Origin of the sequence: uncultured Bradyrhizobium sp., from assembly GCF_947648125.1 — a bacterium.
Taxonomy (GTDB): Bacteria; Pseudomonadota; Alphaproteobacteria; order Rhizobiales; family Xanthobacteraceae; genus Bradyrhizobium.
The window spans coordinates 66838-79126 of the sequence record NZ_CANSMR010000017.1 but is presented as its reverse complement, the minus strand read 5'-3'; the positions used below and the strand labels follow the sequence as shown (position 1 = coordinate 79126).

15 protein-coding genes are annotated in these 12289 nt (G+C 64.7%); 10 read left to right on the top strand and 5 right to left on the bottom strand.

Going from position 1 to position 12289, the window contains the following annotated elements; all coding sequences use genetic code 11:
• Window positions 1-10: 10 nt before the first annotated feature.
• The gene (locus tag Q0030_RS26505) at window positions 11-304 is read right to left on the bottom strand and encodes a hypothetical protein (RefSeq protein WP_298373664.1); all 294 of its coding nucleotides are present in this window, start codon (window positions 302-304) and stop codon (window positions 11-13) included.
• Between the two features lie 337 nt (window positions 305-641).
• Here Q0030_RS26505 and Q0030_RS26500 point away from each other — a divergent pair, with 337 nt between their 5' ends.
• Complete coding sequence (locus tag Q0030_RS26500; protein ID WP_050403822.1) at window positions 642-911, top strand: metal-sensing transcriptional repressor; 270 nt, start codon at window positions 642-644, stop codon at window positions 909-911.
• 196 nt (window positions 912-1107) lie between these two features.
• Here the strand turns inward: Q0030_RS26500 and Q0030_RS26495 are convergent, their stop codons facing one another.
• The gene (locus Q0030_RS26495) at window positions 1108-1371 is read right to left on the bottom strand and encodes a hypothetical protein (protein WP_092119779.1); all 264 of its coding nucleotides are present in this window, start codon (window positions 1369-1371) and stop codon (window positions 1108-1110) included.
• Between the two features lie 369 nt (window positions 1372-1740).
• Entirely contained in the window at window positions 1741-2547 is an 807-nt protein-coding gene (locus tag Q0030_RS26490) for a creatininase family protein (protein WP_298373658.1), read from the bottom strand.
• A 145-nt stretch (window positions 2548-2692) separates the two neighbouring features.
• Between Q0030_RS26490 and Q0030_RS26485 the strand changes: the two genes are divergently transcribed.
• The 7 genes from Q0030_RS26485 to Q0030_RS26455 all read left to right on the top strand — a co-directional run bounded on the left by Q0030_RS26485 (window position 2693) and on the right by Q0030_RS26455 (window position 8983).
• On the top strand, window positions 2693-3736 hold the full coding sequence (locus tag Q0030_RS26485; protein WP_298373655.1) for an ABC transporter substrate-binding protein: 1044 nt from the start codon (window positions 2693-2695) through the stop codon (window positions 3734-3736).
• Window positions 3737-3752: 16 nt separating this feature from the next.
• Window positions 3753-4556, top strand: a complete 804-nt coding sequence (locus Q0030_RS26480; RefSeq protein WP_298373652.1) for an ABC transporter ATP-binding protein — start codon at window positions 3753-3755, stop codon at window positions 4554-4556.
• The gene (locus Q0030_RS26475) at window positions 4553-5341 is read left to right on the top strand and encodes an ABC transporter permease (RefSeq protein ID WP_298373649.1); all 789 of its coding nucleotides are present in this window, start codon (window positions 4553-4555) and stop codon (window positions 5339-5341) included. Before Q0030_RS26480 ends, Q0030_RS26475 begins: the two co-directional genes overlap by 4 nt.
• Window positions 5341-6324, top strand: a complete 984-nt coding sequence (locus Q0030_RS26470; RefSeq protein ID WP_298373646.1) for a 2-hydroxyacid dehydrogenase — start codon at window positions 5341-5343, stop codon at window positions 6322-6324. The genes Q0030_RS26475 and Q0030_RS26470 overlap by 1 nt, the downstream gene beginning before the upstream one ends.
• A complete protein-coding gene (locus Q0030_RS26465; RefSeq protein ID WP_298373643.1) occupies window positions 6324-7019 on the top strand; it encodes an AprI/Inh family metalloprotease inhibitor in 696 nt (231 codons plus the stop codon). The genes Q0030_RS26470 and Q0030_RS26465 overlap by 1 nt, the downstream gene beginning before the upstream one ends.
• 197 nt (window positions 7020-7216) lie before the next feature.
• Window positions 7217-7612, top strand: coding sequence for a YciI family protein (locus Q0030_RS26460; protein WP_097670979.1), 396 nt, complete (start codon window positions 7217-7219; stop codon window positions 7610-7612).
• 87 nt (window positions 7613-7699) lie between these two features.
• Window positions 7700-8983, top strand: coding sequence for an RNA polymerase sigma factor (locus tag Q0030_RS26455; protein WP_298373635.1), 1284 nt, complete (start codon window positions 7700-7702; stop codon window positions 8981-8983).
• A 20-nt stretch (window positions 8984-9003) separates the two neighbouring features.
• On the opposite strand, the gene Q0030_RS26450 is transcribed toward Q0030_RS26455, so the two are convergent.
• Window positions 9004-9444: a hydrogenase gene (locus tag Q0030_RS26450; RefSeq protein ID WP_298373633.1), complete on the bottom strand. Its 441-nt coding sequence runs from the start codon at window positions 9442-9444 to the stop codon at window positions 9004-9006.
• Between the two features lie 245 nt (window positions 9445-9689).
• Between Q0030_RS26450 and Q0030_RS26445 the strand changes: the two genes are divergently transcribed.
• Both Q0030_RS26445 and Q0030_RS26440 read left to right on the top strand, forming a co-directional pair.
• A complete protein-coding gene (locus Q0030_RS26445) occupies window positions 9690-10718 on the top strand; it encodes a putative zinc-binding metallopeptidase (protein WP_298373631.1) in 1029 nt (342 codons plus the stop codon).
• A complete protein-coding gene (locus Q0030_RS26440) occupies window positions 10715-11749 on the top strand; it encodes an ATP-grasp domain-containing protein (protein ID WP_298373628.1) in 1035 nt (344 codons plus the stop codon). Before Q0030_RS26445 ends, Q0030_RS26440 begins: the two co-directional genes overlap by 4 nt.
• Before the next feature lie 9 nt (window positions 11750-11758).
• On the opposite strand, the gene Q0030_RS26435 is transcribed toward Q0030_RS26440, so the two are convergent.
• On the bottom strand, window positions 11759-12031 hold the full coding sequence (locus Q0030_RS26435; RefSeq protein ID WP_298373625.1) for a hypothetical protein: 273 nt from the start codon (window positions 12029-12031) through the stop codon (window positions 11759-11761).
• Window positions 12032-12289 lie beyond the last annotated feature (258 nt).

Below are 12289 nucleotides of genomic sequence, written 5' to 3'. Positions count from 1 at the left end.
TGTCGGTCCTTCAGGCGCTTGCGGTCATCTTTGCTGCGGAATGCGCAGGTATTGCGCGCGGGCCGGAATACCGGTCCGCGCGCCGCTTTCGATCGAGATCATTCGTTGATGATTCGAGGGTGGTTTCGACGATCCACCGGCACTCCAGGCGGCCGTCGATCAGGATCCAATGACAGGCCGGGGTTGGACGCCGGCGGTCCGCCGGGCGGCGAAAACCCGGCAGGTTGTCATTGGAATAGGTGGCCGCCCGCGGCGGGATCTGCCGCGGCTCGAACGGCCGAAATTTTGCGAGCTTTTCGAACATCGCTCACCTCCACTTCCGCTGTCGCGCGGCAGGCCGGTGAGGAGCAGGCGATTACGCGAGGCGTGACCACCCATCCACGCAGGCGAGATCTGCGCGATCAGTCTTGCTATGTTGCGGCTTCAATAGTCCCGTTGTCGGTCTACTGTCGCCTGAGTTGCTACTGCCCATGTGCCTTCTGTGCTGGCTCGTGGTCGGGTTGATGTCCGGGGTCAGACCCCGGTGCGGAACGCATGTTCCGACAATCGGGCACTACGCCTGCCACAATGGCCTGTCAAGCCGATTCTGCTATCCTCCGGGGAGGATCATGATTATCCTCCAGGGAGGATAGGAGAACCGAATGTCAGACGACCATCCGCACGCAGCGATTGCCCGGCGCCTGAAGCGCGCCAACGGCCATCTCGAGACCATTGTCGAGATGATCGAGCAGGGCCGGCCCTGTGCGCAGATCGCCCAGCAATTGCAGGCGGTGGAGAGCGCGATCGAGAGCGCCAAGAAGGCGCTGATCCACGACCACATCGGCCACAGCCTGGAGGAGACGCTGAAGGCGTCAGGTCCAAAGGGCCGCAACGTGCTGCGCGACTTCCGGCTGATCGCAAAATATCTGTGATCGCCGCGTTCAAGAATTGACCCGCCCGGGGGGATCACCGGACGGGTCGTGTGCGACACGGGGTGGATGAGGACCCGTGCCGAACGCAGGATCCGCAGCCCTAGAGCCTACTCGGCTCTAGATTCTTAGTTTGACGTGTTTTCTTCACGCGAACCGGTGCCCACTTCGCTCGAAAACACTATGAAAATCCCGTCGATCAGTAGCAGGAGCGCACGCGGCCGATGTAGTTGCCGTAAGCGTCGAACTGGCGCACCCAGGCGCAGCGCCGATAGCCGCCGTCGTAATAGCCGTCACTGGCCGCGATCGCGCTGCCGACGATGGCGGCGCCGACAAGGCCCGCGCCGACGCCCCAGCCCCAGCCATACGGCTTGGCATTGGCCTGCGACGTGGTGGACGCGATGGTGCCGGTCACGGCGAGCGCGGTGAGGGCGAGGGCGGCAAACCTGGTCTTGATCGACATGGGATACTCCATCCTGTTTGAGCGCGGCGCCGGTGTGGCCCGCATGCCCGTTGGACGGAGGCTTTTCGGTTCCGGTTCGAAAGGCCGTGCCGGAAATATGGTTTCGTGGATTGTTTCGTCGGCTCCGGCCAACGCTGCATGAAGCCGCGTCGAATAGGTCTCGCCGCAGACCCGGTTGCACCTCTCCCGCTTGCGGGGGAGGTCGCATCGCATCGGAGATGCGATGCGGGTGGGGGCTCTCTCCACGATATGACTTGCGGAGAGAGCCCCCACCCCAGCCCTCCCCCGCAAGCGGGAGAGGGAGCGCACAGCCTTCGCCGCTGCTATTCGACCTCATCCCATCGTGCGCCAGCACAAAGGAATTCCCGATCAGTTGCCCCGAAAGACGCCCGGATCGAACCTGTCGACGTCGGCGAGCAGCTCGCAGAACGCGCGCGCGCCGTGCTCGATCAGCTGCTCGCCCTTCTCGGCCGCGGCCTTGGTCGCATCGCCGATCGCGCCGCTCGGATTGAGGTCCTGCGCCTGCCAGGCGAACGGCGCCGGCCGCTGGGTCGACAGAAAGCGGTGGTCCTTCTCGATCTGCACGCTCGCGGGCTTGAAGTCCGCGATCGCATCCTTGCGCACGGCTTGCGGATATTTCGCCAGCATGATGGAGGTCTCGACCGCGCCGCCATGGATGCCGTGGCGCAATTCGTCGGCATCGAACAGCCCATCGGGCGTGCCGAAGCGCGACCAGCTCGTGGTCACCACCAGCATCTTGTGTTGCGCGCGCAGGTCCTGCGCCACGAGCTGCATCGCGGCGGAATTGCCGCCATGGCTCGTCACCATCACGAGCTTCCTGATCCCGGCGCGCGCCACGCTCTCGCCGAGCGCCATCCAGCTGTTCAGCGCCACCCTGGTAGGCAGGATCAGCGTTCCCGGAAAATCGATGTGCTCGGTGGAGATGCCGACCGGCTGCAGGGGCAGGAACGTCGCCGGGATGGCCGCCGGCAGCAGCTCCTGAACCCGCGCCAGATACGCCTCGCCAATCATGACGTCGGTTCCGAGCGGCAGATGCGGCCCGTGCTGCTCGGTCGCGGCCAGCGGCAGCACCGCGATCCATCGCGCGGCCGCGTCCTTGGCGAGGTCGGGCCAGTGGATGGCGGTCCAGTCGCGGGGCGGAAGCTGAGAAGTCATCAAGCCAGTCGTTTCAATACAAGCGTTTCATGGGATGGATTTGCAGGCTAGTTTGTTTAACATCGGTGAGGCGTTCGCGTCTCCGGGCGCGATCCACGTCTTCCCGCCTTCCATCATGGGCCATAATGATCGACGGAGTCCAACCATGATCCCGGCCTTTTTGCCGCGAGCGTTAACCACAGCTCTTCTGGCCGTCACCCTCGGCGTTTCCGCAGGCCTCCTGCCGGCGCGGGCGCAGAGCTCGGACAAGACTTTGGACAAGGTCTCGTTCGGCACCAATTGGGTCGCCGAGGGCGAGCATGGCGGGTTCTTCCAGGCGCTCGCCGACGGCACCTACAAGAAATACGGCCTCGACGTGTCAATCGTGCCCGGCGGTCCCAACGAGAACAACCGCATGCTGCTGATCGCGGGCAAGCTCGACTTCTTCATGAGTGCGAACTCGCTGCAGACCTTCGACGCCGTCACCAACAACGTGCCGCTGGTCGCCGTCGCCGCGATGTTCCAGAAGGACCCGCAGGTCTTCCTGACCCATCCCGAAGTCAAGGTCGGCAAGATCGAGGATCTGAAGCCGCTGACGCTTTTGATCTCGAAGGAAGGCATCACCAGCTATTTCCAGTGGCTGAAGTCCGAATACGGCTTCGACGAGAACAAGGTGAAACCCTACACCTTCAACCCGCAGCCCTTCATCGTGAACAAGCAGACCGCGATGCAGGGCTATGTCACCTCCGAGCCCTTTGCGGTGGAGAAAGCTGCCGGCTTCAAGCCGAACGTGCTGCTGCTCGCCGATTACGGCTTCAACTCCTACTCGACCTTGATCGAGACTCGCCGCGACCTGGTCGACAAGAAGCCGGATCTGGTGCAGCGCTTTGTCGATGCCTCCATCGTCGGCTGGTACACTTACGTCTACGGCGACAACTCGGCCGGCAATGCCATGATCAAGAAGCTCAATCCTGACATGAACGACGAGCTGCTCGCCTATTGCGTCGCCAAGATGCGCGAGCACGGCATCGTCGATTCCGGCGAGTCCATCAAGAACGGCATCGGCGCGATGACCGACGAGCGGATGGCGAGCTTCTTTGACAAGATGGTGCGCGCCGGCGTGGTCAAGGGCACCATCGACTATCGCCAAGGCTACACGCTGCGCTTCGTCAACAAGGCGGTCGGCGTCGAGCTCAGGCCGAAGAACTGACGGGTGCGGACGCACGATGGCGGAGCCTGCGTTGTCTGGACCTGATGCCGGATGGGCCGTGCGCCTGCGCGGCGTCACAAAGACTTATGACAGCGGGGTAATGGCGCTCGGGCCGCTCGACCTCGATGTCGTCAGCGGCGAGTTCGTCTCGCTGCTCGGCCCCTCCGGCTGCGGCAAATCCACCGCGCTGCGCCTCATTGCCGGCCTCGCTACCCCGAGCGCCGGCACGGTCGAGCTCTCGCATCATGGCGCCGAGCAGCGCGGCAGCCACAGAGTAGGCTTCGTATTTCAGGAGCCGACGCTGATGCCGTGGGCCAATGTGCGCGACAATGTCCGCCTGCCGCTCAAGCTCGCTCGTGCGCCGGCGATCGACGCCGATGCGCGCATCGAGGCGGCGCTGGAGCAGGTCGGGCTTGCGGAGTTCGCGACCGCCTATCCGCGCGAATTGTCCGGCGGCATGAAGATGCGGGTGTCGCTGGCGCGCGCGCTGGTCACCGATCCCGATATCCTGCTGATGGATGAGCCGTTCGCCGCGCTCGACGAGATCACGCGCTTTCGCCTCAACAACGACCTGCTGTCGCTGTGGCGCAATTTGCACAAGACCGTCATCTTCGTGACGCACTCGGTGTTCGAGTCGGTCTATCTCTCGCAGCGCGTGATCGTGATGACGGCGCGCCCGGGCCGGATCGGCGCCGAGTTTCGCATCACCTCGCCCGAGCCGCGCGGCGAGGAGTTCCGCACCTCGGCCGAATATGCCGCCTTCTGCCGCGAGGTCTCCAATGCGCTGGCGCCGTCCTATGCAGGGCAGGCGGGCGCATGAAATCTCCGCAGGACCTCGTCCGATTTCTGCTGCCGCTTGCGGTGTTCGCCGCGGGTCTCGTGCTCTGGGAAGCGATCGTCCGCGCCTATGGCATCCAGCCCTATGTACTGCCGAGCCCGCTTTTGGTGCTGAAGACGCTGGTTGCGGACTGGCCGGTGCTGTCGCAATCGCTCGGCGTCACGCTGCTGACCACGCTCGAAGGCTTCGTCGCCGCCGCGGTCGGCGGCGTCGTGCTGGCGCTGCTGTTCAACCAGTCGAAATGGCTGGAATATTCGCTGTTTCCCTATGCCGTGGTGCTGCAGGTCACGCCCGTGATCGCGATCGCGCCGCTGCTGCTGATCTATCTGCAGCAGCAGACCGCGGTGATCGTTTGCGCCTGGATCGTGGCGTTCTTTCCGGTGCTGTCGAACACCACGCTCGGCCTCAACTCGGTCGATCGCAACCTCGCCGGATTGTTTCAACTTTATGGCGCCTCGAGACTGCAGACGCTGCTGTTGCTGAAGCTGCCCGCGGCGCTGCCCTATATCCTCGGCGGCCTGCGTATTGCCGGCGGGCTGTCGCTGATCGGCGCCGTGGTCGCGGAGATCGCGGCGGGCAGCGCCGGCGCCGGCTCGGGCCTTGCCTTCCGGATCGCCGAATCAGGCTACCGGTTGAATATTCCCCGCATGTTCGCAGCACTTCTGCTGCTATCGCTGGCCGGGATTGTCATCTATGGGGTGCTGGCGCTAGTTTCGCACCTTCTGTTGCGGCGTTGGCATGAAAGCGCGTTAGGAAAGGACAATTGATGGCCCCGATTTCTTCCGAAAAGATCGATCTGTTGGTTTATGGACCGATCCGGCCAATCCTCGAAAACGGCTTTTCCGATCAGTATGTGCTGCACCGGGCCGAGAGCCGCGGCGACCTCGAGCGCCTGACGCCCGACACGATGGCCAAGATCCGCGGCATCGCCGTCACCTATCACACGATGGCGACCGACAAGACCGCGATGGCGATGTTTCCGAAGCTCGAGATCGTCGGCAGCTTCGGCGTGGGCTACGACCACGTCGATTCCGCTTATGCGCGGGATCACAATATCGTGGTCACCAACACGCCCGACGTGCTGACCGAGGAGGTCGCCGACGTCGCGATGGGTTTGCTGATCGCGACGCTGCGTGAATTCGTCAAGGCCGACCGCTACGTGCGCTCCGGCCTGTGGCAGACCCAGAATTATCCGCTCAGCGTCGGCTCGTTGCGCGATCGCAAGATCGGCATCGTCGGCATGGGCCGCATCGGCCAGGCGATCGGGCGCAGGCTGGAGGCCTCGCGCGTGCCGGTGTCCTATCACTCGCGCAATCCGTCCAAGGACGTCGCCTACAAGCACTATCCCGATCTGATCGAGATGGCGAAAGCGGTCGATACTCTGATCGTCATCGTGCCGGGCGGCGCCTCGACAGCGAAGATGATCAACGCCGACGTGCTGAAGGCGCTCGGCCCGCGCGGCGTGCTGATCAATGTCGCGCGCGGCTCCGTGGTCGACGAGCCGGCGCTGGTCGCAGCGCTGAAATCCGGCACCATCCTCGCCGCCGGCCTCGACGTGTTCGCTGCCGAGCCAAACGTGCCGGATGAATTGAAGGCGATGCAGAACGTCGTGCTGCTGCCGCATATCGGTTCGGCCTCGGTGGTCACGCGCAATGCGATGGATCAGCTCGTGGTCGACAACATCACAAACTGGTTCGCCGGCAAGCCGCCGCTGACGCCGGTTGCGGAAACGCCGGTGAAGGGCCGCTGATGCCGCTGTCCCGCTTCAACGTCGTGCTGCTTGTGCTGCTGGCCGCGTGCGGTCCGGCAGCCGCGCAGGACGTCTCGACGTTGAAGAAGGACATGATCGGGCAGTGGGAGCTCGCCACCACCGAGCGCAGCAAGACTTGCGTCGTGACGCTGAAGAGCGATGCGACGCCGCAAGGTTTCAAGCTCGAGCTCGAGCCGGCCTGCGCCGCCGCACTGCCCTTCACCAAGGACATCACGGGCTGGAGCATCAAGGGCCTCGGCGACATCGTGCGACTGCACAACGCGGCCGGCGAGGCGGTGATCGATTTCACCGAGGTCGAGACCGGCATCTTCGAGGGGATGCGCACCAACGAGGGCGTCTACATCCTGCAGAATCTCGCCGCTGCCCGCGCGCTCGCCAAGTCGATGGACCAGATGATCGGCGACTGGTCGATGGTCCGCGGCAACGGCCAGGCGATCTGCGCCCTGGTGCTGACCAATACCGACGCCGGCAACGACAATTTCCAGGTGTTCCTGAAAGGCAAATGCGATCCCGCGGTCGCGGCCTTCAACCCGACGCTGTGGCGGCTCGACCACGGCCAGATGATCCTGATGTCGCCCAAGGGCGAGACCTGGCAGTTCGAGGCCGACGACAACGCCCAGTGGCGCCGCGTCCCCGACAGCGCCGACCCGCTGATCATGCTGCGGGAGCAATAGGCGGCGCTGCAACAAAACTCCGTGTCGTTCCTGCTTTCGCAGGGACGACGATGGGGCGGTACGATCTGCTTCTCGCTGGCACCTCCAAAAATAATTCCCATTTCCCTGTCGATCCGGCATGCCGCGGATCGTCGTCCCCCATAGCGAGCCGGTTTTGCGGCGGTTATCGTCGCTTCTCGCCCAACAGGAGATTTCCGATGCGGTTCATGTATATCGTCACCTCCGCCCAGCCCCCGCGCCCGCCGACGCCGGCCCTGATGGAGGCGATGGGCAAGCTCGCCGAGCGGGAGATCAAGGCCGGCCGCATGATCGACACCGGTGGGCTGCTGCCGGTCGCGATGGGGGCCCAGGTCCGCATCACCGACGGCAAGCTCAACGTCATCGACGGCCCGTTCGTCGAGGCCAAGGAGATGATCGGCGGCTACGCGATCTTCGAGCTCCGCAACAAGGAAGAGGCGGTGGCGGCCGCCGTGGAGTTCATGCAGCTGCACAAGGAGCACATGCCTGGTTGGGACGGCACCTGCGAGGTGCGCCCCTTCGCCACCCCGGGCGTCGACGGCGCCTGCCAGGTCGATGTCTCCGCCATCGCTTGATGCGCCGCGGACAGGGCGCGTTCACGCGAGGCGGCCTCCGGTTCGCGTGAAGAGCGCGCGTCCAGACAACGATCCAGGTCGGCGGCGATGACGGCCGCCGACATCCAGGCGACGATCCTTGCGGTGTGGCGCATCGAGCAGCCGCGGCTGATCACCAGCCTGTCGCGGATGCTGCGCGACGTGCCGCTCGCCGAGGATCTGACCCAGGAAGCGCTGATCGCGGCGCTCGAGCACTGGCCGCTCAGTGGCGTGCCGGAGAAGCCGGGCGCCTGGCTGATGGCGACCGCCAAGCGGCGCGCGCTCGATCATATCAGGCGCAACCGCATGCGGACCGAAAAGCACGGCATGCTTGCGCATGATCTGGTGCGGGAGCAGGAGACCATGCCCGATTTCGATTCCGCGCTCGACGACGATATCGGCGATGAATTGCTGCGGCTGATCTTCACCGCCTGCCATCCGCTGCTGTCGCGCGAGGCCCGCGCCGCGCTGGCGCTTCGGATGATCTGTGGCCTCACCACCGAGGAGATCGCGCGCGCCTTCCTGCAGGCGGAGGCGACCATCGCCCAGCGCATCGTGCGCGCCAAGCGCACGCTGTCGGAGTCCGGTCTGGTCTACGAGACGCCGCGCTGCGAGGCGCTGTCGGAGCGGCTCGCTTCCGTGCTCGAGGTTGCTTACCTGATCTTCAACGAGGGCTATACCGCGGCGAGCGGCGACGAATGGCTGCGGCCGCAGCTCTGCAGCGAGGCGCTGCGCATCGGCCGTATGCTGACCTCGATTGCGCCGCACGAGCCGGAGGCGCACGGCCTGCTGGCGCTGATGGAATTCAACGCCTCGCGGACGGCGGCGCGCACCGACGCGGCCGGCGAGCCGATCCTGCTGATGGATCAGAATCGCGCGCTGTGGGATCGCCTGCAGATCCGCCGCGGGCAGCTGGCGCTGGCGCGCGCCCGCGAGCTCGGCGGCGCGGGTGGCTTCTACGCGCTGCAGGCCGCGATCGCCGCCTGCCATGCCGAGGCCGATACGCCTGAGGCGACCGACTGGCGCCGCATCGCCGCGCTGTACGGCGATCTCGCCGCGTTGCTGGATTCGCCGGTGATCGAGCTCAACCGCGCGGTTGCGATCGGCATGGCCGAAGGGCCGCAGGCCGCGCTTGCAATCGTCGACGGCCTCGCGGACGAGCCGGCGCTGAAAGCCTATCATCTGCTGCCGAGCGTGCGCGGCGATCTGCTGCACCGGCTGAACCGCTTCGCGGAGGCGCACACCGCGTTCGAGGTCGCCGCCGCATTGGCCGGCAATGCGCGCGAGCGCGAGTTCCTCAAACGCCGCGCCGCGGTCGCGGCACGCGCCGCGCAAGATCACGGCCAGCGCTAGCGACGGGAAGTCAGGAGAAGCTATCTCGCGTCACGGGAAAGCGCAGCCTTGCCGCGCAGCCCCCACAACAGCAAGATCGATGCTGCGATGATCGCAAGGCCGATCAAGACGAATCCTATGGTCACCAGCGTTTCCTGCCACGGCGCGGCGCCACGCCCGGCCGCCGTGATCGGCGACAGCGCGCCGGTCCCGAGAACGGCAGCGAGCGTCGTCACGGCCCAGTTGCCGTACGTTCCGCACAGCAGCGCCCAGTAGGCTGCGACGCTCGCGCGGGGCGACAGCCTGACCTCGCTCCAGATCGCGCCGACCGCGAGCAGGAACGTACCGTTCATCACGCCCTCGAGATGCGCTGCGAGCGCCATCCGCACATTGTTGAAGTGCTGCTCGATGAGGCCGGTCAACAGCCCGATCAGGAACAAAGCCATGCCGTGAAATAGCAGCCGCCGCCGCCGATCATCCATGTCGCCCCCTCAAAGAACCTTGCCCGGAAACGGCCCAATCATAGCAGAAGGCGCGAAGCTGTCCCTGCGGCGATCTGGGCCATGGCCCGGGCTCTCGGCGTCCTGCCGATCTGCGGCTGAAGCACGGCGGCGGGGCTGGCACATAGCGGCACGGACCGGAGCCTGGCGCAAAAGCCCAGCGGTTGTTGCCGGCGGCAACCTATGACACCATCCCGATTCCGGTTTGTTTTTGACTTTGGAAGCCTATGCCGCGTCGCAAATTTGCCTGGGAGAAGCTCACGGATGCGCAGTTGCTCGAGCAGCGCCTCAGCAGTCTGAGGGTTGCGGTCGAAGGCACCTGGCTCGCGGATTGTGTCAGCACGCTCTACGAAGAGCTCGAAGAGCGGGGGATCCGGCTGCGGCCGCACGCATGGATCTCGAGCGAATGGTTCAGCCCGGCCGATGTGCCCGGTATCGCCATTCCGTTCTATCTCGCCCATCCCCGCCTGATGAAGCTCGAGAAGAAGATGATGCTCGACGTCGAGGGCGCCTCGTGGTCCGAGTGCATGGCCATTCTCCGCCACGAGGCGGGGCATGCCATACAGCACGGCTACCAGTTGCAACGCCGCCGGCGCTGGCAACAGCTGTTCGGCCCGTCGTCGCAACATTATCCGCGCTACTACCGGCCCAATCCGGCCAGCCGCAATTATGTCCAGCATCTCAGGCTGTGGTACGCGCAGAGCCATCCCGACGAGGATTTCGCCGAGACCTTCGCGGTGTGGCTGCGGCCCCGCTCGAACTGGCGGACGCGGTATGCCGGCTGGCCGGCGCTGAAGAAGCTCGAATATGTCGACGAGTTGATGGGCGAGATCGCCGGCAACCGGCCATTGCTCACGACGCGGGAGCGGGTCGATCCGCTGCATACGCTCAAACAGACGCTCGGCGAACACTACAAGAAGAAGCAGGCGTTCTATGCGTTCACGCCGCCGAAGACCTACGACCGCGATCTGTCGAAGCTGTTCTCCGCCGATCCGCGGCATCGGCGGCAGCCGCCGGCCGCGGTCTTCATCAGGCGGCACCGCGCCCAGATCAGGCAGCTGGTCGCGCGGTGGACCGGCGAGAACCAGCTGACGCTCGATGCCGTGCTCGACGACATGATCTCGCGCTGCCGCGAGCTCAATCTGCGTGCCGTCGGCCCTGAGCAGAAGCTGGTGACCAACTTCACCATCCTGCTGACAGCCAAGACCATGCACGCGCTGTTCGGCCCGTCGCGCCGGAAATGGATCGCGCTATGAAACACTTTCGCATTCTGGTGCTGATGCACCCGGACTGTGTGCCGCCGGACTCCAGCGACGGATACTCCGCGCGGGAAATCAACGAGTGGAAAACCGAATACGACGTGGTGAGCACCCTGCGTGCGGCCGGTCACGACGTTCGTCCGCTCGGCGTGCAAGAGGAAATCAAGCCGGTCCGCGACGAGATCGAGGGCTTCAAGCCGCACGTGGTGTTCACGCTGCTGGAGGAGTTTCACTACGACGTCGTGTATGACCAGCATATCGCGAGCTATCTCGAGCTGATGAAGATCCCCTATACCGGGTGCAACCCGCGCGGCCTGATCCTGGCGCGCGGCAAGGATCTGTCCAAGACGCTGGTGCATCACCGCCGTATCCCGGTGCCGGCCTTCGCCGTGTTCCCGATGCGCCGCAAGGTCAAGCGGCCGCCGCGGCTTGCGCTGCCGCTGATCGTCAAGAGCCTGAGCAGCGATGGATCGCTCGGTATCTCGCAGGCGTCGATCGTCGATACCGACGAGAAGCTCGCGGAGCGCGTTGCCTTCATCCACGAACGGATCGGAACGGCCGCGATCGCCGAGCAGTTCATCGAGGGACGTGAACTCTATGTCGGTGTGATCGGCAACAACAGGCTGCGGGTCCTGCCGGTTTGGGAATTGAAGTTCGGCAGCATGGGTGGCCCCGCTGCGCGCCAGATCGCCACCGAAAAGGTCAAGCACGACACCAGCTATCAGGAGCGCATCGGAATTGCGGATGGCCCGGCCGAGGACCTGACGCCGGAACTATCAGCCCATATTCAACGGCTGGCGAAGCGCATCTACCGGACCTTGGGGCTCGATGGCTACGCGCGCATCGACTTCCGCCTGTCCACCAATGGCGTGCCGTATTTCATTGAAGCCAATCCCAACCCCGAAATCGCCAAGAGCCAGGAGTTCGCGACCGCCGCGGGGCATGACGGACTGGACTACCCGGTTCTGTTGAATCGCATCCTGACGCTCGGGATCAGCCGCGCCAAGGCCGGCGTATCTCTGGGCTGAATCGGAGCGTTAAAGGCTGCGCTGCATCGTGTGGCGTCGCGCGTCCCTAGGGATGAACATCGCAAACGTTTCCCTAACGCGCGCGGCCGGCGTCGCGGCGGCGGCGAGGGTGGCGACGGCGGGAGCCGTGCCGCGAAATTCATCTGGTTCCGGCCATCGTCGCGCAAAGATATCGTTCACCGATGCCGGCATGGTGAGCCAGTCGCTGCGGCAGGTATCGTAGACGTACAAACCGGCAAGAAAAATCGATACGACAACAAGGATCGTCCTGAAAATCGGCATTGTGATTGCGCCTTCTTGATTGAGGCGAACAATGCCCGGCGGCGGTGAACCGCGCGTTTAGCGCTCGGGCCGATCGGCCGATACGGTTCCCAACTCATGAACGGGAGCGTGCGTAAACGGCTCGCTTACCAATGCTTTCAAGGTTGCGGCAACCAGCTTTCCTCACCGGCGGGAAAGAACTCTCTGGCATCAAGAGACCAACAAGAAGACTGAGGAGGCACCATGTTCGTCGCCATTCGAGTCATGATCCTGATCGCC